This is a genomic window from Flavobacterium xinjiangense (genome assembly GCF_900142885.1).
Taxonomy (GTDB): domain Bacteria; phylum Bacteroidota; class Bacteroidia; order Flavobacteriales; family Flavobacteriaceae; genus Flavobacterium; species Flavobacterium xinjiangense.
In genome coordinates this window covers 95,703-117,217 of sequence record NZ_FRCL01000003.1, presented here as the reverse complement: position 1 = coordinate 117,217, position 21,515 = coordinate 95,703, and the positions used below count along the sequence as shown (strand labels likewise).

The 21,515-nt window shown below is 32.8% G+C and carries 21 protein-coding genes; 6 read left to right on the top strand and 15 right to left on the bottom strand.

The features are described from left to right. Positions 1-3: 3 nt before the first annotated feature. The 11 genes from BUC23_RS04450 to BUC23_RS04410 all read right to left on the bottom strand — a co-directional run bounded on the left by BUC23_RS04450 (position 4) and on the right by BUC23_RS04410 (position 8,221). Positions 4-780 carry a ferritin-like domain-containing protein gene (locus BUC23_RS04450; RefSeq protein ID WP_073206068.1) on the bottom strand — a complete coding sequence of 259 codons (777 nt, stop codon included), beginning with the start codon at positions 778-780 and terminating at the stop codon, positions 4-6. Positions 781-1,280: 500 nt separating this feature from the next. Further along, complete coding sequence (locus tag BUC23_RS04445) at positions 1,281-2,318, bottom strand: alpha/beta hydrolase (RefSeq protein ID WP_073206780.1); 1,038 nt, start codon at positions 2,316-2,318, stop codon at positions 1,281-1,283. 734 nt (positions 2,319-3,052) lie between these two features. Then, positions 3,053-3,250, bottom strand: coding sequence for an exodeoxyribonuclease VII small subunit (gene xseB / locus BUC23_RS04435; protein ID WP_073206062.1), 198 nt, complete (start codon positions 3,248-3,250; stop codon positions 3,053-3,055). Between the two features lies 1 nt (position 3,251). Next, positions 3,252-4,643 (bottom strand): exodeoxyribonuclease VII large subunit, encoded by a 1,392-nt coding sequence (gene xseA, locus BUC23_RS04430; RefSeq protein WP_073206059.1) that lies wholly within the window; start codon positions 4,641-4,643, stop codon positions 3,252-3,254. A gap of 307 nt (positions 4,644-4,950) precedes the next feature. Continuing rightward, the gene (locus tag BUC23_RS17675; protein ID WP_244153775.1) at positions 4,951-5,190 is read right to left on the bottom strand and encodes an HAD hydrolase-like protein; all 240 of its coding nucleotides are present in this window, start codon (positions 5,188-5,190) and stop codon (positions 4,951-4,953) included. A gap of 52 nt (positions 5,191-5,242) precedes the next feature. Then, complete coding sequence (locus BUC23_RS17670; protein ID WP_244153767.1) at positions 5,243-5,641, bottom strand: HAD family hydrolase; 399 nt, start codon at positions 5,639-5,641, stop codon at positions 5,243-5,245. A 265-nt stretch (positions 5,642-5,906) separates the two neighbouring features. After that, the gene (locus BUC23_RS17820; protein ID WP_341868410.1) at positions 5,907-6,071 is read right to left on the bottom strand and encodes a hypothetical protein; all 165 of its coding nucleotides are present in this window, start codon (positions 6,069-6,071) and stop codon (positions 5,907-5,909) included. 14 nt (positions 6,072-6,085) lie between these two features. Further along, positions 6,086-6,376: a HipA domain-containing protein gene (locus tag BUC23_RS17815; RefSeq protein WP_341868409.1), complete on the bottom strand. Its 291-nt coding sequence runs from the start codon at positions 6,374-6,376 to the stop codon at positions 6,086-6,088. 13 nt (positions 6,377-6,389) lie between these two features. Beyond that, the gene (locus BUC23_RS17810; protein WP_341868408.1) at positions 6,390-7,064 is read right to left on the bottom strand and encodes a type II toxin-antitoxin system HipA family toxin; all 675 of its coding nucleotides are present in this window, start codon (positions 7,062-7,064) and stop codon (positions 6,390-6,392) included. 185 nt (positions 7,065-7,249) lie between these two features. Then, on the bottom strand, positions 7,250-7,540 hold the full coding sequence (locus BUC23_RS04415) for a helix-turn-helix domain-containing protein (RefSeq protein ID WP_073206056.1): 291 nt from the start codon (positions 7,538-7,540) through the stop codon (positions 7,250-7,252). 435 nt (positions 7,541-7,975) lie between these two features. Then, positions 7,976-8,221 carry an ATP-binding protein gene (locus BUC23_RS04410; RefSeq protein ID WP_244153766.1) on the bottom strand — a complete coding sequence of 82 codons (246 nt, stop codon included), beginning with the start codon at positions 8,219-8,221 and terminating at the stop codon, positions 7,976-7,978. Positions 8,222-8,308: 87 nt separating this feature from the next. Between BUC23_RS04410 and BUC23_RS04405 the strand changes: the two genes are divergently transcribed. The 4 genes from BUC23_RS04405 to BUC23_RS04385 all read left to right on the top strand — a co-directional run bounded on the left by BUC23_RS04405 (position 8,309) and on the right by BUC23_RS04385 (position 13,098). Continuing rightward, complete coding sequence (locus tag BUC23_RS04405; RefSeq protein WP_073206054.1) at positions 8,309-8,821, top strand: hypothetical protein; 513 nt, start codon at positions 8,309-8,311, stop codon at positions 8,819-8,821. Between the two features lie 857 nt (positions 8,822-9,678). Next, on the top strand, positions 9,679-11,838 hold the full coding sequence (locus BUC23_RS04395; RefSeq protein WP_073206048.1) for a TonB-dependent receptor: 2,160 nt from the start codon (positions 9,679-9,681) through the stop codon (positions 11,836-11,838). Between the two features lie 368 nt (positions 11,839-12,206). Beyond that, complete coding sequence (locus tag BUC23_RS04390; RefSeq protein WP_073206045.1) at positions 12,207-12,653, top strand: NUDIX hydrolase; 447 nt, start codon at positions 12,207-12,209, stop codon at positions 12,651-12,653. Between the two features lie 55 nt (positions 12,654-12,708). Continuing rightward, a complete protein-coding gene (locus BUC23_RS04385) occupies positions 12,709-13,098 on the top strand; it encodes a YkvA family protein (RefSeq protein ID WP_073206042.1) in 390 nt (129 codons plus the stop codon). Positions 13,099-13,311: 213 nt separating this feature from the next. Here the strand turns inward: BUC23_RS04385 and BUC23_RS04375 are convergent, their stop codons facing one another. The 4 genes from BUC23_RS04375 to BUC23_RS04360 all read right to left on the bottom strand — a co-directional run bounded on the left by BUC23_RS04375 (position 13,312) and on the right by BUC23_RS04360 (position 19,517). After that, on the bottom strand, positions 13,312-15,747 hold the full coding sequence (locus tag BUC23_RS04375) for a TonB-dependent receptor domain-containing protein (RefSeq protein ID WP_073206036.1): 2,436 nt from the start codon (positions 15,745-15,747) through the stop codon (positions 13,312-13,314). Beyond that, entirely contained in the window at positions 15,728-17,095 is a 1,368-nt protein-coding gene (locus BUC23_RS04370) for an HTTM domain-containing protein (RefSeq protein WP_073206033.1), read from the bottom strand. The genes BUC23_RS04375 and BUC23_RS04370 overlap by 20 nt, the downstream gene beginning before the upstream one ends. 2 nt (positions 17,096-17,097) lie before the next feature. Then, entirely contained in the window at positions 17,098-18,213 is a 1,116-nt protein-coding gene (locus BUC23_RS04365) for an imelysin family protein (protein WP_073206030.1), read from the bottom strand. Positions 18,214-18,284: 71 nt separating this feature from the next. Next, positions 18,285-19,517 (bottom strand): DUF4856 domain-containing protein, encoded by a 1,233-nt coding sequence (locus BUC23_RS04360; RefSeq protein ID WP_073206027.1) that lies wholly within the window; start codon positions 19,515-19,517, stop codon positions 18,285-18,287. 493 nt (positions 19,518-20,010) lie between these two features. Here BUC23_RS04360 and BUC23_RS04355 point away from each other — a divergent pair, with 493 nt between their 5' ends. Further along, on the top strand, positions 20,011-20,199 hold the full coding sequence (locus BUC23_RS04355; RefSeq protein WP_139259769.1) for a hypothetical protein: 189 nt from the start codon (positions 20,011-20,013) through the stop codon (positions 20,197-20,199). Between the two features lie 276 nt (positions 20,200-20,475). Continuing rightward, a complete protein-coding gene (locus tag BUC23_RS04350) occupies positions 20,476-21,486 on the top strand; it encodes a LacI family DNA-binding transcriptional regulator (protein ID WP_073206021.1) in 1,011 nt (336 codons plus the stop codon). The last annotated feature ends 29 nt before the right edge of the window (positions 21,487-21,515 follow it).

The following is a 21,515-nucleotide window of genomic DNA, read 5'->3' as shown; positions in this document are numbered from 1 at the left end:
ATGTTATGGTAAGTATAATGCAGTGAATGGAGTTGTAATAAATCCGTCAGCAATAGCGAGGACTTCTGATGGATTTTTCTTTACATCAAGCCCTGTTGTAGGATCTACGACATCATCCCCGGCAAAATCATCAGAATTAGGATTAATTAAACTTCTGATGGCAGAAGCATGTCTCGCTTCAACCGAAACTATTTTTCCGGCTAACACCAGATAATCAGGGTTTGAGAGTAATCTTCCTGCGCCATTATAAGCTGCGACCCCAGTGTCTTCAAGGGCTTTAGCAGTAGCTAGAACCTGGTTGCGACTGCTGAAATCTAAACTTCCATAATCAAAAGCTAGATTAGGAAGTAATTGTTTTTTTGGATTTGGAAGCGCGCCACTCAAAGCCGCTTTAAAGAATTCTCGGTGAATGACTTCATGGTAGTACAAATCGGTCAGCACCTGTTGGTCTTCGGCTGTGAAATTTGTTGTAAAACCAGTAGCATTTACCACTTTAGTATAAAAATCGGCTTCTAATTGTTCCAAGGCATATGCATAGGTCAACACTCCTAAATCGTTCCCTCCTAAATCAAATATACCATCTTTTAACCCAGGGAAATGGCCTCCACCATATTTTGCCGTTAAATTAACGTCATTAGGGCTAATAAAGAGATCGTCGTCTTTGTTACAACCGGTTAATAATAAGCCTGTGCCCACAATAGTGAGTCCACTGATTTTAAGGAATTTCCTCCTGTCGGTAAAGGAAGGTTCTACTTCTTTAATCTTTACTACATTTTTCATAATTTACACAATTAAAAGGTTACTAATGATATTAATTAATGATGCAGTAGGTGTGTTAGGTTTGGGAATATTAGAACTTAAATAAATAATAATCAAATGGATTAGGATTATAATTATGTATCTAAGTTTAAATTTTTGCTGTTATTTATTGTTTTATAATTTGTTTATTTTGCTCCGGTTTTTTTCATGCCTTTTATTACATCTTCTTTAGTCAATCCTTTGGTATTTATGTCAGGAACGGCAGTGTTTTCCAGTGTTGAAAAAGTAAGTTTTTGTAAATAAGTAATTGTTGAAATTTAATGTCGTATTTAGCTCCAAAAATATTCAGCACAAAATTTAATCTCTTTTGGGTTTAATTCCTCGAAACTCTACTTCAAAAAAGGAAAGTTTAAAAACGTAGGTTTTCATCGAACTAAAAAGGCAACTTTTCCCAGATTAATACCTGGGCTTACCCCAAAGTAATTTGTTAAAACTTGTAGCCATCGTTACAAAATCAAGTTTTATTTTAATGCTTTTTTTATTTCAGAAGCTGCTTGTAATAAAGCTGATTTAGTTCCGGGAATTGTACTTATTGGATTTAATAACCCCCAATCGTGAATCATTCCATTGTAACGTGTTGCAGTAACTTTTACCCCTGCTTCGTCTAATTTTCGGGCATACGCTTCTCCTTCATCTCTTAAAATATCATTTTGTGCGGTTTGCACCAATGCTGGCGGCAACCCTTTCAACTGACTACTTGTAGCCTGCAAAGGAGAGGCATAAATTTCTTTACGTTGTTTCGGGTCAGTTGTATAATTGTCCCACATCCACATCATCAAATTTTTAGTCAGGAATCGATCTTTAGCAAACAAGTTATAGGATTCGGTTTCAAAATTAGCATCGGTAACCGGCCAAAATAAAACCTGCAATTTAATATTCGGCCCTTTTTTTTCTTTAGCCATCAGTGCAACCACGGTAGCCATGTTTCCTCCGACACTGTTTCCTGCAACCGCTAGTCTTTTACCATCAACTCCAATTTCCTTCCCATGTTCAGCTACCCATTTAGTAGCGTTATAGGCTTGGTTAATAGCGACAGGGTAGTGCGCTTCAGGAGATGGTGAATAGTTAACAAACACTGCTGCTGCGCCAGATTCCACCACTAAATCTCTAACCATTCGCTGATGGGTAGGAAAATCTCCAAGGACCCAACCTCCTCCATGGAAAAACATAAATACCGGCAATATGTCTTTCGAATTTTTAGGTTTAACGATGTTTAGTTTAATATTTTGGCCATCCACAACAATTGTTTTCTCTGTAACAATTATTCCAGATATATCAACTTTTACAGATGTTTGTAAGCCACTCAGCACTGCCCGACCTTCTTGAGGGGGTAATTGTTCTATAGGCTTGCCAGTTCCTGAATTAAGGACTTTTAAAAAACCTCTGATATTGCTTTCAATGTTCGGATCTTGTGAAGCATCTTTTGTTTGTGCGGCTACTTCACCAGAAAAAGCAATAGCTAACAATAATGTCCCGACTTTTTTTAGTTTTGATTTCATTTTATGTGTTTTAAATATAATGATAGAAATATAATCTGTATATAAATTCAATTGAATGAAAATCAGGACTTTTTGTAGCATTCAATTACAGGATATGAATGCTACACAAAACTTTGTACGGTATTTTCAAAGATTAAACGGTATTACTAAGCTCGATTTGGGATTTTCAAGCATTTTTTTCCAAAAATACGGTAGACATCACTTAAGAATTCAATTTTTTGCTGGAACTAACTTTCTGCTCATTCCAGTTTCCTTTTTACTTTTGGAGTTTTTTTTTTTGAGGATTAAAATTACTAATAAAAATAATTATATTAATTTGTTTTACAGATAATTAACAAAAATTTAAAAAAAATAATTTCAATTGGTCGTTGTCTTTGCAAAGATATTTCTTTCTTCAAAAAATATGCAACTCTTTCAAACAGCTCTTTTTGATAAATTAGTTTTTTAGCGTTTTAATTTGATCACATCTTGAATCATTTCTTAACACAATATGCGGATTTGGACTCTAGCATAGCGAATTGATAAGTATTCTTTACCGCTCTAAAACAGAAAAAGATACCCACGCATCTTTTTCTGTTTTAAATTCCTTCAAAATTGAATAGTGATTTAATATTGACATTTAATTCTTTATCTATGTTAAACAAAAGTTCTAACTCAGCATCTGTTTTTTCATTAATTACTTCAAAACTTAATCCTAGACCTTTAGTTGTTTATTAGGTAAATAACTCAATTTATTAATTTTCTAGTTCTTTCAAAATTGCATTCACGTTCTCTTCCGTTGTGGTTAATTTTAATTTGCAAAATTTAATTAGTGCCGTTGCTCTTTTTACTTTTTCAGAAAGTTCATCAACCGAGATTTCTCCTTGCTCTATTTCGGTAACAATTAGTTGTAATTCCTCAAAAGCATTCGTATAATTCAATTCTTCTTCCATTTTATTCTTTGATTTTTGTGATTGTACTGTCTATTGTACCGCTAAATAGCATTGTGTTTATTACTGTGCCTTCTTGTAATTGGGAAACATCTTTGATAGCTTTTCCATTTGAATACGTGATGCTGAAACCTCTTTTTAAAACATTTATAGGATCCATGATCTGGATGTTTTTTTCTATGTTTTCCAACGCAAGTTCGGAATTTTTAAGATACAGTATGGGTTGCAATTCTAATTTTTCTTGCAATTGAATTATAGCTACTTTTAATTGATTTAGATTGAATTTAGTTGCAATGCGTGTTTTTGCTTGTAATACGTTTAACTTTTCGTGGTTGTTTTTTACTATAAATTGTGATTGATGCTGAATTGCGTAGCTGGCATTTTTGATACGGTTTTCATTGGTGTTCAAAATAGAAACCGTTATGGAGCGAAACAATTTAAGTTCGGATTCTAGTTTTGTATTCTCTTCGCTTAGCAACCGTCTGGATTTGTCTGCTATTTTTTCTTTTGCTTTTTGAATTGGAACCGAAAAATTATGAAATTTTTGAATGAGGTACTCGGCAAGTTTTGTTGGTGTTATTGCGTTGGTATGTGCAATCATTTCGCAGACCGTTTCATTTGTGACATGGCCAATACCGGTAATAACTGGGATAGGAAATACCGCAATTGCTTTGGCCAATTCATAATTGTTATAACATGACAGGCCCACATCACCGCCGCCACCCCTAATAATGGAGACTGCATCGAAATGATGGATTACTTTTTTAATCCTTTCTAATTGCGCCATGATGCCGCGAACTGCTTTGTCTCCTTGCAGTATGGATGGAAATAGAAGATAAAAGAACTTGTAATTCCACGAATTTTTTTCAATTACATCTATAAAATCACCATAGCCTTTGCTGGTTTCTACCGAAATTATGGCAATTCTTTGGGGTAAAAAAGAGAGTTCTAATTTTTTGTTTTGATCATATATACCCTCAAGCTGTAGTTTTTTTATCGTTTCCCTCTTTTCATTTTCTAAATCTCCTAACGTGTATTGGGGATCAATATCTATTATTTGAAGTGAAAGTCCAAAAGCTGGATCGAAGGATATTTTGGCAAGGAATAAAATTTTAATTCCATCTTTGAGGGGTTCCTTTAGTATTCTTATAAAATTGCGATTGATATTCTGGTAATCGTCACGCCATAATGTTGCTTTTATTTGAGCAATTATTTTACCGTCTACTTTTTCTATTAATTCGGGAAAGCAATGACCGGATTGACTGTAATGATTCAGTTTGTTCATTTCAGCTTTAATCCAAAACGCACTATTATATCTTTGTTCTAATGTTTTTTTGATACTGTTAGTGACCTCCAGCAGCGAAAAAATGGTCTTATCGTTGATTTTTTCAGGCATACTATTTTTGTATAATGCATAAAAGGATGGTTTCTTTTAAATTACTTCAAAGATAAAGCAGTTTTATCATTCTTTTATTGGATGGCGATTATTAGTTTAGTGTTCTAAGTGTAGAGAGGTGAAAAATGAGAGGTAATTAGTTATTGTATATTAAATGGATTGGCACAGAGTGCAATTCTGCGCGAACGGGTCGTTTTTTGCAAATACTTGTTGTATTATTTGTTGAATTATTTAATACTATCTATTTTGCTTTACAAGATGATCAAAAGGCGATAAAAACAACTTTGTTTTCCACTTCCGTAGATCTTTATTTGTATTTTTCAATCAGAACCATTGCCATTTCATAAATATCTTTGGCTTCATAGGTAGGTTTGTCCGAAAGGGAATACAATGATTGTCCTTCACGCGCTACAAAACCGGTTTGCAATCCAGCATGTATCGCGCCGGCTAAATCCCATCCGTGTGCCGCAATCATAATTATATTTTGCGGTTGCTGATCTAATTTAGTTGCTGCCCATTTATAGGTTTTAGGGTCTGGTTTATATATTTTAAGGGTATCAATACTTAGAGCAAACTCAAATATATCAGTCAGATTTGAATTAATTAATTAATTGTTCTTTAAGTGCGTTTTCAGGCGAATTTGTCAAAGTGGCTAATCTAAAACCATTTTCTTTCAACAGCTGTAATCCTTTCAAAACATCAGGATACGCTTTCAGATTCCGAATTATTGAAAGAGTTTTTTTAATTTCATCTGCGGTTATGGTTTTATTTAAAGAAGTTGCCGCCATTTCAAGCATCGCAGCACCTATTGCGCTAAAATCATGATACTGATTTGTACAATTATCCACTAGCGAATAATGCAATACCATTCCAAACCAAATTTTGAACGCCAGTGGTTCCTCCAGTAAAGTGTTGATCGCATTCTTAAGCGGAGTCATGTCTAACAAAGTTTCATTTACATCAAAGAGGAGTACGGGTTTTGTATTTTTTGAGTTCATAGTTGGGGATTATTTTTATATTCTTAAGAATAATTGTATAAGGACTTAAAATTCTACTTATTATGTTAATAGTTTCTTTTAATAGATTGAACTAGATTCATGGATGTTCAAATTTAAAGATTTTAAAACACAATTTTCCGTTAAAGGATTGCCCGTGATGTTTATGATTTGCTACTTTCTAATTTAAATGCCTTAGACATCAGTTCTTGTTCACTTCTTGAAATTCCAATTTCTTTAGCTATGGTTTTCCAATTTGTTGTTACCGCTAGTACTTCTTTATGATGGTCACCATTTGCTTTTCGTTTAATCTGAAATATTCTCCAACATTTTTTGCCAATTCAAAATCGAGGGCATTGTTATCAGTATCGATATTTAAAGCCAAGCCATCCTTTTCAATTGATGGGTTGAGGTCATAGGCCGGTGATAATATCCAACCTCCTTTGGTCAGGATAAAGCCTTGGTTTCTAGACGGTCATCGGTATTGGATATAGAAATATTGAAGATTATTCTGCGCCATAATTGGTGCAAGTTAGCTTCTATATTTGTTCCATGGTTGCTAATGAATTCATCTATGTCTAAATAGCTTGCCGGATTGTCCCGGATGGTATCTTCATTGTTGGCTGTCATGGTCATTGCGGAAGCGAAGTGTATTCTTTCTCCATTTTCCCGGTCGAATCGTTTGGTAAAAAAGGTGTGGTGGTTGCCCATTATTTTTTCTATTCGACAGGGAGCCATTTCTATACCTGCTTTAATTGCTAGTTGATAGGCAAGGAACTCCCAAGCTCCTTTGTCTGTGGTGTCTGTTTTTGGATGGAAATTTGGCGATCCAAAGGCTTTTATCATTGTCTAGAATATTCACTTTTGGTCTAGCACCACCGAGTGAGGAACCTGCTGTCATCAAGACAGACAACCATTTTTTTACGGCATCATTATCATCTTCATTTTCAAAATTAGCAGCTGCGTTTTGCAACTCACGAATGGATGACCATGGTGGAGTAGAAGCTGTTTTGTTTTTGTCGAGAAATTCACCGTTTTGATCTGTCTTGAAGCGCAGGGCTCCCATACGACTTTCATCGTATACTCCTAACAGAAAATCAATATCATAAAGTGTTGGTGCTTTTTCTCCTTTTTCTTTTACTTCTTGGGCCGCTCTCCGTTTCATGAGAGTTCTTCCCCAAGTGTCGGGCATACTGTCCAGAAATATTCCGAAGTTTTCTTTTTGATTCGGGTATTGTGGTCCACCATACAGTTGAATGTCTGGGTCTAATAAGAATTTTTGTCCCGATTTTATCCAGTTGTTATCGTATTCAAAGCTAAATGCTTTTTTACCTGTAGCTTGTTGTGCAGACAAAACACCAATGATTTTGGGTTCAGGTAAACCCTTCCAATGTGCATATACGTATATTTCAGTTTTTATAGACATCTTATATTGTTAAATTGAGATTATACCTGACTGCCACTGGCAGTCCTCCTCTTAAAATCAAATCTTGCCAATGTGCGTAAACGTATATGTTGGTTTTTGTGGCCATTTTAGATTATTAGATGGTTCTCGATACTATTTTTACTCCATGCATTGTGTAAAAATCACTCGAACTGACGATATATTTACTATTTTAGAAGTTCGAGGTCTTGGAGTTTTCTTCCTAGTTCATCATCTGCAGCTAGCTTTAGAAAATCGTCTTGCAACCCCAATACTCGGAGCACATTGAAATAGGCTCCCATTGCCACACTTGAATTTCCTAACTCGATTAAGTGCAACGTTGATCTTGCGATATCTGCTCGTTCGGCTACTTGTAACATAGTCAATTTTCGCCTTTTACGAGACATCTTTATATTTTCTCCCATTTGTCCCAATACTTTGTCATACTTTGGGAAAATGGTTTGTTTTTTAGTTGTCATTTTTAATAATGTTCGTTATTATATACAAAAACAGCAATTATGTTTGAAATAACATACATTTTGTCTTTTTAATTATCGTGAACTCCTTTTTTTTATCGTTTGGACTTGAATTATTTTTACTGTTTTGTCGCAAATACCTCCTGTTTTTGCGACAAAATAATTGCTTTAATTTTAGTACCGCTAGTGATTTCAAACTAGTCCAATTTATTGGATTAAATGCAATATACAGCGCTATTATACCCAAACGTTTGGACTATATTATGACGATTAATTGTGTAACAAAAAGAGTATCTATTTGTGACAAAAAAAACATAGTGCTTATTCCGGTGAAAGTGTACACCCTATTCCGGGGTAAACTGGACAGGTAATTCCGAAGCAAAATTGACAGTTTTTTTACTGATGATTTCTTGGTTTAAAATTAGATAAATTTTTTTACTATTTTTTCATTTTTTTACGCATGGATTCACCTTGTAATTCGAAGCGTATGGCCGAGTGAATTATCCTATCTAAAATCGCATCGCTTATTGCCTTTTGCTCTATCAGATCGTGCCAGTTTTTTATCGGTAGTTGTGAACAAAAAATAGTAGCTCTTTTTTGATTGCGATCTTCTATCAAATCCATCAATATCATCTGTTTCTCATTGTTGATGACCTGGAGTCCAAAATCGTCGATAATGTGCAAAATGAAGTTCGTTTCGAGGTTTTTTCCCCGATGCTTCGGGAGAACTGACGTTAGTAGTAAACTGTTCTTGAAACTTAAAAAAGCATAATGGAAAAATACTTACGACAATTAATTTCAATAGAATTTGATGACAAAAAAGAAATCTTTAGTGGTTTTCTCATTGATTGGACAGAAGATTGGATTTTACTGAAAAATAACCCTTTTGATTTTATAATTGATGGCTATACGGTATTAAAAAACGAAAATGTAAAGTCAATTATTCAAGACAAGGATCATGAATTCACAGAAAGAGTAATTAAACTAAAAGGTTTAAAAACAAGTACAGCCGAAATAATTCCGCTTAAAGATTTGTCTTCAATTACAAATTTTCTGGCTAATAAATATGAGATTTTTCAGATTGCAAAAAAGTCAGACAAAGCTGTTTATCTAGGTAAACTTATAGAACTAAATGAGGAAGAACTAGTAATAGATTTTTTGGGAACCGAAGGGAAATTTGAGGGTGAAATGACTTTTAAGCAAAACAAAATAAGAGTTATAGAATTTGATACTGATTATATCAATTCTTTGAAACTAATTGTTGACGAAGAAAAGAAAAAGTAAGTGGCTAATCTAATGCCAGCTTTTTGGATTTGTGATTGAATTGCTATTGCCATAGGATTATATAGGAAAAGATGCTGTGAGGTGTCTTTTGTGTTTTTATGGAGAAAAGGAATACTTATTAATTCGGGATTAAAGCTTATCAAAAACAGATTCTCTGATTTCACTCTAAAAAAGGAAATTTTTTACCTACTGTATTTGAGGTATGGAATGGTATGAAAAAATAGGATTTATTTTTTTTTTGGTTTTTAGGTCTTTACCTGAGGGGAAGATTTATGAGCTTAGGAGGGATTATTTTTGTAATGATAGTTGGAAGAGTAATTGGAAGATATAGAAGATGCTGAGAGGTATCTTTTTGTTATGATTAGAAATCCTTTGTAATTTACAACTTAATCCTTCATTTATGTATTACAGTCAATTTACCGACAAAACAAAATTATTGTTTGTACATTTGTGACGATGAAAGGATACATTAAAATAGTACTTCTAATTCTAATATCGTGTTGCTATTTCAACACCGTTTTTGAATTTTCGGAGACCGAGGAGAAGGCTAATTTTGAAAATGAAAGTCATGCCTATATTCAACAATTTTGTAGTCAAATATTTGCAAAGAGCGTAACACAAAGTATTCCGCATTGCGACATTAATTGTAACACGCCAATTCAATTTCATTTAAATGGAATTCTACCTGCATCTAAATGCATTTCATTTTACAAAAGCTCTTTCTTTCCAAAACAGGATAAGCTTTTTATCCTATATTCTTCTTTCTTGATTTGATGATTTTCTGATTTGTCTTTTTTAGGTAATTGCTACGCAGTTTCCAGTTTTACTATTTCAGAACAATTTTATTTAAATTTAAAATGAAGAAAATAATATTCATTCTTTTGCTATTTCCATTTTTAGCAACAGCCCAAAACACTTTTAAAGCCATCATCAAAGATGAAAAAACAAAAGAAGCACTTGACAGCATTTCTGTATTTCTAACCGGAACTCAAAGCGGTTCCACTTCTGACGAAAAAGGATTTGTAGTAATTGAAAACATTCCCAACGGTAAGCAAACCATTGTTTTCAGTTCTTTTGGTTACCGAAAAACGGAAAGAAACATTTTATTTCCTCAAAATGAAATCATTGTAATATTTCTAGAACCATTATCGGAAGAATTAGAAGAAGTTAAAGTTACTTCAACGAGAAGTAGTCGAACAATAAAAAACGCTCCAACTCGAATCGAAGCGATTGCAGCGGGAGAATTAGAAGAAAAATCTTCAATGCAACCAGGGAATATAAAAATGTTGCTTACTGAAAGTACAGGAATTCAAACGCAACAAACTTCCCAAGTTTCAGGTAGTGCGAGTATTCGTATTCAAGGTTTAGACGGAAAATATACGCAACTTTTACAAGACGGATTTCCTTTGTATTCAGGTTTTGCAAGTGGTTTGAGTATTTTGCAAATTCCACCATTGAATTTAAAACGTGTAGAAGTTATCAAAGGTTCCACTTCAACACTTTATGGCGGCGGAGCCATTGCGGGATTGATAAACTTGATTACAAAAGAACCAACCGAGACAAGAGAAATTTCGTTTTTGACAAACATAAATCAAACACAAGCGCTGGATTTAAGCGGTTTTTATGCCGAAAAATACAAAAAATCAGGACTTACAATTTATGCTTCAAGTAATTCTCAAAAAGCAAGCGATGTAAATAACGATGGGTTTTCGGATATTCCAAATTTCGAAAGATTTACGATAAATTCAAAATTCTTCTATTATCCAAACGAAAAAACAACATTTAGTTTAGGTGTAAACGCAGGATTTGAAAAACGGATAGGTGGAGATATGGAAGTGATTGATAATAATAGAGATGCTGCAGATACGTTTTTTGAGCGAAATAACAGTAAACGATATTCAACACAGGCAAAGTTTGAAAAGATATTTGAGAATAAAAACATATTGACAATTAAAAATAGTGTTGGGTATTTTAACCGGAAAATAGAAAAACAAACATATAATTTTGAAGGACAACAAATAGCCACTTTTACAGAAGCCAATTATCTTATCGCTAACGAAAAATCAGAATGGAATTTGGGAGCGAATTTAGTTTCGGATAATTTTAAGCAAATTAATTTAGTCGCTGATAAATTAGATTATTACAATGCAGCTTTAGGTGTTTTTGCTCAAAACAATCTGAACATAACCGAAAAATTTATTTTGGAAAGCGGTTTACGTTTAGACATTACAAACAGAAGCAATGTTTTTGTTTTGCCTCGTCTATCATTACTGTACAAAATCAACGAAAAATTATCTTCAAGATTTGGCGGTGGTTTAGGCTACAAATCACCTACCATTTTCTCGGAAGAAACCGAAGAAAAAGCGTTTCAAAATATAAATTCACTGGACTTTTCAAAAGTCAATCCTGAAAAATCATATGGATTAAATGCTGATGTCAATTATAAAACTACCATTTTTGACGAAGTAAGTTTTGCCATTAATCAAATGTTTTTTTACACCATTATCAAAAATCCGTTAGTACTTAATCAAGTTCCGTTTTCTATAAATTATGCCTTTGAAAATGCCAACGGAAATATAGAAACCAAAGGTTTTGAAACAAACGTAAAGCTTCGTTTTGAGGACATTTCCTGTTACATTGGTTACACTTACATTGACGCAAAAAGAAATTTTGATAATAACTCAACCGTAAATCCATTAACAGCAAAACATAGAATAAACGCAAACCTAATGTATGAGTGGGAAGAAAAATTGCGAATTGCTTACGAAGTTTTTTATGTTGGAAACCAGTATTTGACAAACAACGAAAAAGTTAGGGATTATTGGGTTATGGGAGTTTCGGGAGAATACAAGTTTAAATATTTTAGTTTATTCTTGAACCTTGAAAACTTTTTAGACAGCCGACAATCTAAATGGGAGTATATGTATTCGGGAACAATTCAAAACCCACAATTTAGAGAAGTTTACACGCCAACAGATGGATTTATATTGAATGGCGGAGTTAAAATTAGGTTATAATAGTTTAGATATAAGCACTACACAACATTGGCAGCCATTGCCGACTTCTATAAGAATCTAAATCGACACTAAATAACATAAAAATCGACCTCGCTTAAGTCATTTTAAGCGAGGTTTGTTTTTGGAAACAATGTTTCTTTAGTACTTGATTTCATAACGGATAAACGCTCCTTCCATTAGCTCTTGTTCTGCTCTTGAAATTTATAAGTTAATAGCTGTGTCTCTCCAATTAGAAACAATTACTATCTGTAACCAAAAAAATAAAGTAGCTTTGAATATTATTAGCAGACATCGAAAATTTGTAGTTTCAAATTCGCAACTTTTTCAAAAATAAAGCATTATGATTAAGTTTGTAAAAATTAATTGACATGGATAAAAAAACATTCTTTTCTGTAAAAACCTTAATTATTAAAAACAATACGTTTTTAGCGGTTTATAATCTCAAAGATGGTCGAAAATTATGGGACTTGCCCGGTGGTAGAATGGAGTTTGGTGAAACTGCCGAAGAAACGCTGAAAAGAGAAATATTTGAAGAACTGAATATTGAAATTAAACCAATTAAAGTGATTGATACTTGGAATTATATGCATAATGATAAATGTCAAATTACAGGTATTATATACTTTAGTGAGATGATGACAGATGCCATTTATTTATCTGATGAACATGAAGGTTATGAATGGATAGGGTTTAAACAAATAGATGAAATTTTCTCGAGGGATTTTCTATTGGAAAAAATGCAACTGTGGGATTGGGATTCTATTATTGATCACAAAGTTAGATTTACTAAATCAGTAATTATAAATAATCCATAACCTATGAGGCAAAAAGCACAATCGCCTAATAACGGAAAGCTAAAAAAAAACGACAATGCAATTAATAGATAAACTAAAGCAACAAGCAAGACAATTAAAATCGGAAGCACAAGTTTTGATTTTAGCCTATTCTGACAAACGGACACCGCTGTCTGCAAAAATTATCATAGGACTAACAGTTGGCTATTTGTTAAGTCCGATTGACTTGATACCTGACTTTATTCCGGTTATAGGATATCTTGACGACTTACTTATTGTTCCTCTTCTAATTACACTTTCTATCAAACTAATTCCCTCAGTCGTTTTGACAGAAGCTAGACAAAGTATAAAAGATAATCCGAAAAAAATTAAAAAAAACAATTGGATATTTGCAGCAATTATCATTTCAATTTGGTTGGCACTTTTTTACACGGCTTACAGACATTTTAGTTATTTATGGAAATAAGAAACAAAAGGCTGGACATATTTATTGTATAATAACAAATATCTTTAATCAATGTCTTTGACCGTTTTTTCAACAATTAAAAGAAATTGATTATGATTGGAATTATAATAGGTCATATTGTTTTTGGAATTTAGTTGAGGTGTTTTTAAAGAAGAGCAAAATAATAAATACTTTTGAAAAGTTTCTGTCTTAAAAAAATAGGCTTTTAATATATTAAAATACAAACTCAAGCGTAGTATAAAAAGTTCTAGTATCAGATGGTATTATTCCGGGACCGGGATAACCAGTCGCTCTTCTTGTAAAATAACTATTGTTTGTAAAATTAGTAATCCCAGCTTCCAGTTTCCATTTTTTCCATTTGTAGGAAGTTGAAAAATCAGCTACATAATAGGCAGGAATTTGACCAAAAATACCATACGTATTGTCATTCACATCTGTTTTACTGTTGTTTGCTTCCGTAAATTGAGAAGATACATAGGTAAATTGTACACTCGAAATAAAATTTTTATATCCAATCCCTGTTCCTGTTTTTAAGTTGTAAAGCGGTACGAATTCCACTTTATTTCCTTCAATATTTGGTGCGTCCGATTTTAAATATTCCGAATCTGTAATAGCGATATTGGAGAATACATTCCAAACAAAGTTCTCTTTTTCTTTGAAAAAAGTTTTATTCAAACTCCAATCAAACATCGTTTCGAAACCATATGTCACGGCAGTTCCTATATTGTCCCGAAACCTTACAATTGCCGCTGAACCATTGGGGTTTCTGGTTTCATATTCGCCTATTTTGTCATCATAATACAATCCGTATATACTGGCATCAAATGTTACTTTATCTCCTAATTGTCCGCGTACTCCGATATCTGATGTATAGCCTTTTTCGTCCGTAATATTTTCATCAATCACTTGACTTGGGCTTACGGTTCGAATATCGTTGAATGTTACCGAACGATAGTTTTGTGAAATATTCCCATAAAACTCTATTCTATTCAATGGTTTATAACTTAATCCTATACCTAATAAAACAAAATTTCTGTCTTTTATATTATTCTCAAACTTGGTTTCATCTAAAATTACATTTCCGGCTAAATCCAGATTTATTTTTCGATAAGAACCTTCTGCTTTTGTTTTTATTTTTTCAAATCTAAAACCAGGTGTCACAGAAAAATTAGAAGTTATTTTGAAAATATTCTCTCCAAAAACCGAAACATTCAAGTTTGGATACGTATAATTGGATTGATTTTGATAAAAAGGAAATTCTGTATTAGCAACATTAAAATTGGCATCACTACCCGAACTTCCCGGACCTTGAATTCCAGAATTTTTAGATTGATAGTATTTTGCGCCAATCAAAAATGCGCTAGTGTTTTCTTTAATTTTATAGCGTTTTAAAAATCGTGCTTCTGCACCCCAATTGACAAATTGGCCTACTATTAAATCTCTTTCCGTACCTACTACATCAGGATTAGAAACCCTATTAGAACGATAACCAACTGCTTTTCGACTAGCATCTAACCCAAATAATTGCAATGAAAAATCGGCATTAGCATTAAATTTATGTTTTAATCGCAATGCATATAAATTCCAATTTACAGCAAACCAATTTCGGGTTCTATTGCTTTGTGTAGGGTTTTCGTTAAACATCACATCAGTTAATCCGCCGGCTTGTTGGGCTAAATAATTAAAATATGTGTAGTCAAAATGCAATGATGTTTTATCGTTGAACTGATAATTCAAATTCCCAAAATAATTTTTGCTTTCAAATTCAGAATTGGCTCTAAAACCGTTTCCTTGTTTGTAATTATAAAAGGTGTAGTATCTGAATTTATCTTTTGTACCGCTTAATGAAGTAAAATTGGTGAACAATCCATAAGACCCAATAGTATTTCTTGTTGTAAATTCGAATGGTTTTTTGCTGGGTGTTTTTAATTTAAAATTAACTAATCCACCAAATTGCGTTCCGTATTGTAAAGATGCTGCGCCGCGAACTACTTGTATTTCTTCTAATGCTTCGGTAGGTGTGGCATAATAACTTTCAGGATAACCCAGAACATCAGCACTTATGTCATAGCCGTTTTGACGGGTATTAAAATTCGATGTTCTGTTTGGATCTAATCCTCGTCCACCAATACTTAATTGCAAACCGCCATCGGAACTTTCGTTGATTGTTAATCCTACAACTTGCGCGAATATTTGACGTGCATTATTGGTTGCCTTGTTTGCCGTTAGTTTGTTTAATGAGATTACTTCGGTTTTCTTTCCGGCATAAATGGCCGTTTCATCAATATCTTTTAATTTATTGAGTGCAAATATTTTTTCCTTTTGTGTATTGATAACTACTTCCGAAAGGTTGGTGATTTTATCCAAAACAATAACAATGCTTTCATCAGATGTTGAAACTGTTTTTTCTAAAACAGCATAGTTTTCTTTGTAAAAAACAAGTTCATAACTCCCTGACTTGTCTAATTCGATTGAAAACGCTCCTTTAGGATTAGATAAATATTTAGTCCCGGAAGTTTTATTATATACTTCAACGAAAGCTAGTATTCTACCATTGTCAGCTTTAGTTATTCCTGAAATTTTATATTGGGAAAAACTATTTATGGTAAATAATAAAAGTAGAATGCAACTAAAATCCTTTAATTTCATCGTTAAAAGGTAATATCCAAGTTTTGTGTTTGAAAGTTTCATTTTCTTTGGCTAAATTTATTTTTGGATTGATATATTTTTGACTTAATCTTCCGTTGAGAGCAACGTAGCTTTGTACTCTGACTTCGGGTTCTTGAATGCCTTTTTTTTGGTAATAATCATGTAAAAAATGTGCGTATTCCAAAATAAAATCCGGTTGGAACGACATTTGCTTTTCCTGAAAAGTGGTTAAAAAATGACTGTTATTTATCATTATATTTTCTTTCGTTTTCGCATCGGTAACAATAAATTGGGTATAACCGGCTTTTTCCATAAGCATCACGCGCCACGAAAACCGAAAACCTTCTTCTGTCCAAAATAATTCGTCCGGAAACAATAGATATCGAAAAGGAAACAGGAACTGAAAAGCTAAAAAACAGGTTAAAAAGGCTATTTTTGTTTTATAAATACCATTGAAATTCTGAATTTTTTCTTTTCCGTTCTCAAAAACAGTTATACTGAAATTGAATAATTTCGAAATAAATTGTAAACACTTTTTATGAAAATCCGCATCAAAAAAGAGTAATGAACTTACAATCATTATATAAGGAAAAACACCAATGGGGAAAAGAATTTTAGTCAGAATATGAAAGACTACCACTAAAACAAAAGCGAATAAACGAGTTCTTCTATACAGTAATAAAAAAGGTATACTTAAATCGTAAATCATTCCCGTCCAGCTAAATGCGTAGTGCACCCAATTCTCGTTTAATAAAGAACCAATTATAGGTAAATTTGAATTATTGGGTAACCAGATTTTGAGTGGCATCGCTTCAAAAAGCCAGTCGGAATTGAGTTTTGCCAAGCCTGCATAAAAATATACAATACCTAAAAGTAATTTTAAAATATCAATAGTCCAACTCGGGATTTTCTGATGGGCAATTTTAGGGTTCCTATAGGCATCAATTGAAAAATAGGCATTTGCCGGTAAAAATATCAATATAAAACTCACAACCGTAATAAAATAATAATGGTTCAGGTACGTGGTTTTATCCATAAATTCAATGTAGGTAAAGATCAGGAAAAAGGTAATGATCGATAATTTATATTTGTATCCAATGGCGACAAATAAAGCAGCTAATCCTGAAATAAAAAATAATAAATAGGTGTAATTCCCTAGCGGTTTAACCCACTCAAAGCCATAATACGTAAAGTGAAATTGGGGTTGGATATAAAATTTATCAATCCAACCGTAACTCGCAAATCGTATTAGACTTAAAACCATCATAAAGCCAAACGCTAGCCTGAAAAAAGCTAGCGTTGATGCCTCTGAATATTTATTTAGATATTTTGTTATACTAAAACCCATAATTAATCTCCATCCCCATCTACATAATCAATAGTGATGTTTAATGCTTGCATCATATCTAGTTTTGTGTAGATTACATTTTGCTGTAAAGCATCATAAGTGATAATCATTTTTGAATTGTCAGTAGTTACTTGTTGTGAAAAACTGTTGTTAAGCGTGTTGGTTACAGTATAAATGGCAGCAAATTGATTGTTTATGATATCGCTTAATTTTTGACCATTTCTAATCACATTTAAAAAATCCAAATAACTTTTTAGACCTTCACCTGTAGCTGTACTATTGAAATGTTTTCCATTAAAAAAATCTTGTTGCGCTTTTAATGAAACATTTAACAACTCTTTAGATATATCATTTTTATAATACCCTTCCACTTTTTCCGGATATTTAACGCCACTTGAAAAAACACCTGCCGGAATTCCTAATTTACCTGTACGAATATCTTTTTCAAGATTTTTTACAAATAGATTTGTTGTTTTATTCACTGAACTACTTACCGAAGTCCCGCTGTTCGCTACATAACTATTTTTGAAACCTGAATTCCAATCGGTTACAACTGCATCAACATTAGTTTTTAGTTTGCTTACAACAGCTGTTAAATACTGCTTGTAATTTGCAGCATTTGCATTTGTAGCATAAAAACCAACAATTGAAGCATCATTTCCACCCAATCCATTTACCAAATAATCCAATGCTGGAAAACCTTGTTTATCAAATTGAGACAACAATGCCAGATTGTAAGTTCCGGATGAAATATTTGATTCAATACCAATTGTATTTGTTGGATAGGTATTGGAAGCCATATTAAGATTAATTTCTTCTGCTTTACCCAAATTATACATCGATATATATTGATATGCCTTGTAAGCCTCAAAGCAAGAAGTTCTTAGAATTTGAAGATTTGCTTCCGTTGGAGTTGCAACAAAAGTATTTGTGCTAGTTACCAATATTTGTACTTTCGCTTGATAATTTACATAACTTGGAACAATAATATTATCAGCCCAGTTGGTTAAAAGTGCTGTTCTATCGTAATTATTCCCGTCCGTATTGTTTGCACCATCATTTGATGAGCAACCTACAAATACGGCAACAAAACTTAAAATTAATAGTATCTTTTTCATATTCTTAAAAATTTACGCAAAAGTACAAAAGCAAGAGGGTTAATTTCTCTTGCTTTGTTTTTTTTACTGAATTAATTTACCGTTGCAGCTTGAGTTACCGTAAAACCAAATTTCGTTGCAATTTGTGCAGATATAGTATCTAATTTTGCTCCTAAAGTATCTATAGCCCACAACCCATTTGTTCCGCTTACCATAGAAGCTAACATTGCATCTACTTCTGCTTTTGTAAAATAAGGATTGTTTGTTCCCGGTTTATTTGTGTAACGTAATGACATAATAAAACCGTATGCTTCTGATAAAGCGTGGAAAGCTTTTGCTCCATTATCAGTTGCTAATTTACCTTTTCCTTCTTGTAAATAAAATACCGCTCTAACCGCAGGAACCATTGCTAATTTTGCTTTGATAATATCGATTTGAGCGTCACGAACTTTATAATCATTAGCTACGATTGCTGCTCTACCTTTACGGAAAGCCAAGTCAATATCTGCTTTAAGAGTATTAAAATCAGTATCGGCATTAACTTGATTGATGTAACTACTCCAGAATTTGAAAACATTTGGTGTAAAAGTTAAATTATCTGCACCATAAATATAGCCATAAGCTTCATCCCAATTATGCTCCATTTCAGTATAACTCTTTCCAGTTAACAATACTTTGTTCGTGTTGTCAACTTTATTAGTTCCGCCATCAAGCTTGTTCAGACTTAAATAATTATTAGCTATTTGATCCATAAAGCAAGCCCCCATCATTCCTTTTAATAATACTTGTTGTGGCTCTAATCCATTTGCAGCAAATAACCGTTTGCTTGTTCCATCTAAATAAACACCGGAAACACCCGCAGCAGCTGTTGCTCCTTGACTGGCAGCATCGGCATTGTCGAATTGGGTTTCAAATAAATCACGAACACTAACTTGTTCAGTAATTGAACCACCACCAAGATATAATGAAAAATAATCTTTTGAAGCAGCCGTTTTATCTTTTAATTGTTTCCCTGAAGTGTTTAAACCCGTTCCCGTAAAACGGTTATTGACATTAGCATACATATCAGATAGTACTGCATCATCTGCAACAGTTCCATTTGTTGCGCTTGTTTTAAAATAATTACCCATTTCATCAAGCATTAATAATCGACTTGATTGCCCTGAATAATCTACAGAAGTTACCGCATTTCTTTCGAATGTGTAAGTTGGTGGAACAGTATAATTAAAAGTTTCTTCAACTGGTGCATTATCATCATTTGAACAAGAAGCAAGTGCTAATAGCAAAATTGGTAATGCGGAAAGAGATAATTTTTTAAAGTTCATTTTAGTTAATTTAGATTGAATTAAAATAATTTCTGCAAATATAAAACCTAAACTGTAACAAACAAATTTTTTATTTAAATTTATTCTAAATAAAATTTAGCGATCTAACAAGTAAGAGGTATTCCAATTACTGATGTGTAAGGTAACCCGATAACTAAACTAGGTAGTTATATCACTTGTTTAATGATTTGTGATATTTGTAAAATTGACGAAAATGCGTCTGAAGAATTAGAAACATTACCACAATTGGTTAGAAACTACATAATAGGAATTTATAATACAATAAGAAAATATGAAACCTCCAACTAAGGGTGATTGTTGCGCAATTAATTTCAAATTATATCTACTATTTCTTTTATATAAGTTCAATTTCTGCGTGCTGCTGTTTCATTTTTTAATTATATGGTTTTTGTCTTTTTTCGAAAGTGACTTGTTGCTGTTGGAGTTCTTTGTTTATTTGGGCAAGTTTTTTTTCCAAAGCCAGAGTTTTATTGTGATTATAAATCAAGATGGTGAAATTACGGCTATTAAAACAGGCAAAACCTTTACGGTTTATATGTGTGTAGAAGGATCATTTGAAATTGAGTGCAACAATTCAAAATGGCAATATGAAAAAGGGGATACCGTTTTAATTCCTGCTGCCATGAAAACATTTGTCCTCAATGGGAAAGCTTCCACTTAAGAAATATTTATTTCTTAAGTAGTTATTATTTTTACTAAATACAGTTATTTTTATCAGATTAACATTAGGCGGAACCAAATTTTAATGCGAATTGGTTTATTATTCAGATATAGGGATATCTCTGTATATATCCTTAAATACTGTGTGTTTACTAGTTTATTAACTTTAAAAAAATAATTTATTTAAAAAAAATAGTTACAAAATCGTTTTAGTAATTGTTTTTATATATATTTGTGACAGAATTAATAACAGTTTAATATAAAATTAACGCGCTAAATGAAAAAGATCACCATTAAAGATATTGCCATGGAAGCTAAGGTTTCTATCTCTACAGTATCTTTTGTCCTTAATGACAAAGGTGAAAAAATGAACATTAGCAAGGCTGTTATTAAAAAGGTGCAGGATGTCGCTGAAAAGTTACATTACAGGCCTAATATGATTGCGAGTAGTCTTCGAACTGGGAAAACAAGATCTATTGGTCTTATTGTGGAAGATATTTCCAATCAGTTTTTTTCTGATCTCGCCAGAGTAATAGAGGATGAAGCAAAAAAGTTGGGATATAGAGTGTTTTATTGTAGTACAGGAAATGACGATGAACGCTCTGCTGAATTGATACAAAGTCTTCTTCAAGCAAATGTGGATGGTTTTATTATTACCCCAACAGAAAAGCTGGAGAAAAGTATCGATCACCTAATAAAATTAAAAATGCCTGTAGTATTAATTGACAGGTATTTTCCGGGACAAAATGTTAGTCATGTTGTAATGGATAATTATGAAGAAGCCTTCTCGGCAACAGAATATTTTATTAAACACGGTCATGATAATATTGCTTTTATAAACAATACATCTGGAATGATACAGATGCAATTAAGAGAAAAAGGGTATGTTGATGCCATGAAAGCGGCAGGTTATTACAATGAATCTCTTATGCTTCATTTAGATTATCATAGTACTGAAGATAGTAAAATTGAGGCAATAGTTCGTTTTTTTGAAAAGAATCCAATGATTAATGCAGTACTCTTCGCTGCTAATTATATGGGTCTTGCAGGACTTCAGGCTTTTCGTAAAATGGGTTTAAAGATACCAGAGGATTTGTCTATTATTAGTTTTGATGATCATTACAGTTTTAAATTGCATACACCATCAATATCTGTTATTGAACAGCCAATAGATGCCATAGCAGTAAAAGCTGTTGATTTGCTTATGGGTCAAATGAGGAATGATACTGATTTTGTTATTGAGAAAGTGCTTCAAAAAGGGAAATTAGTATTAAGGGAATCGGTATAATTTAGAGTTGGGATTGGTCATTTTGTAGC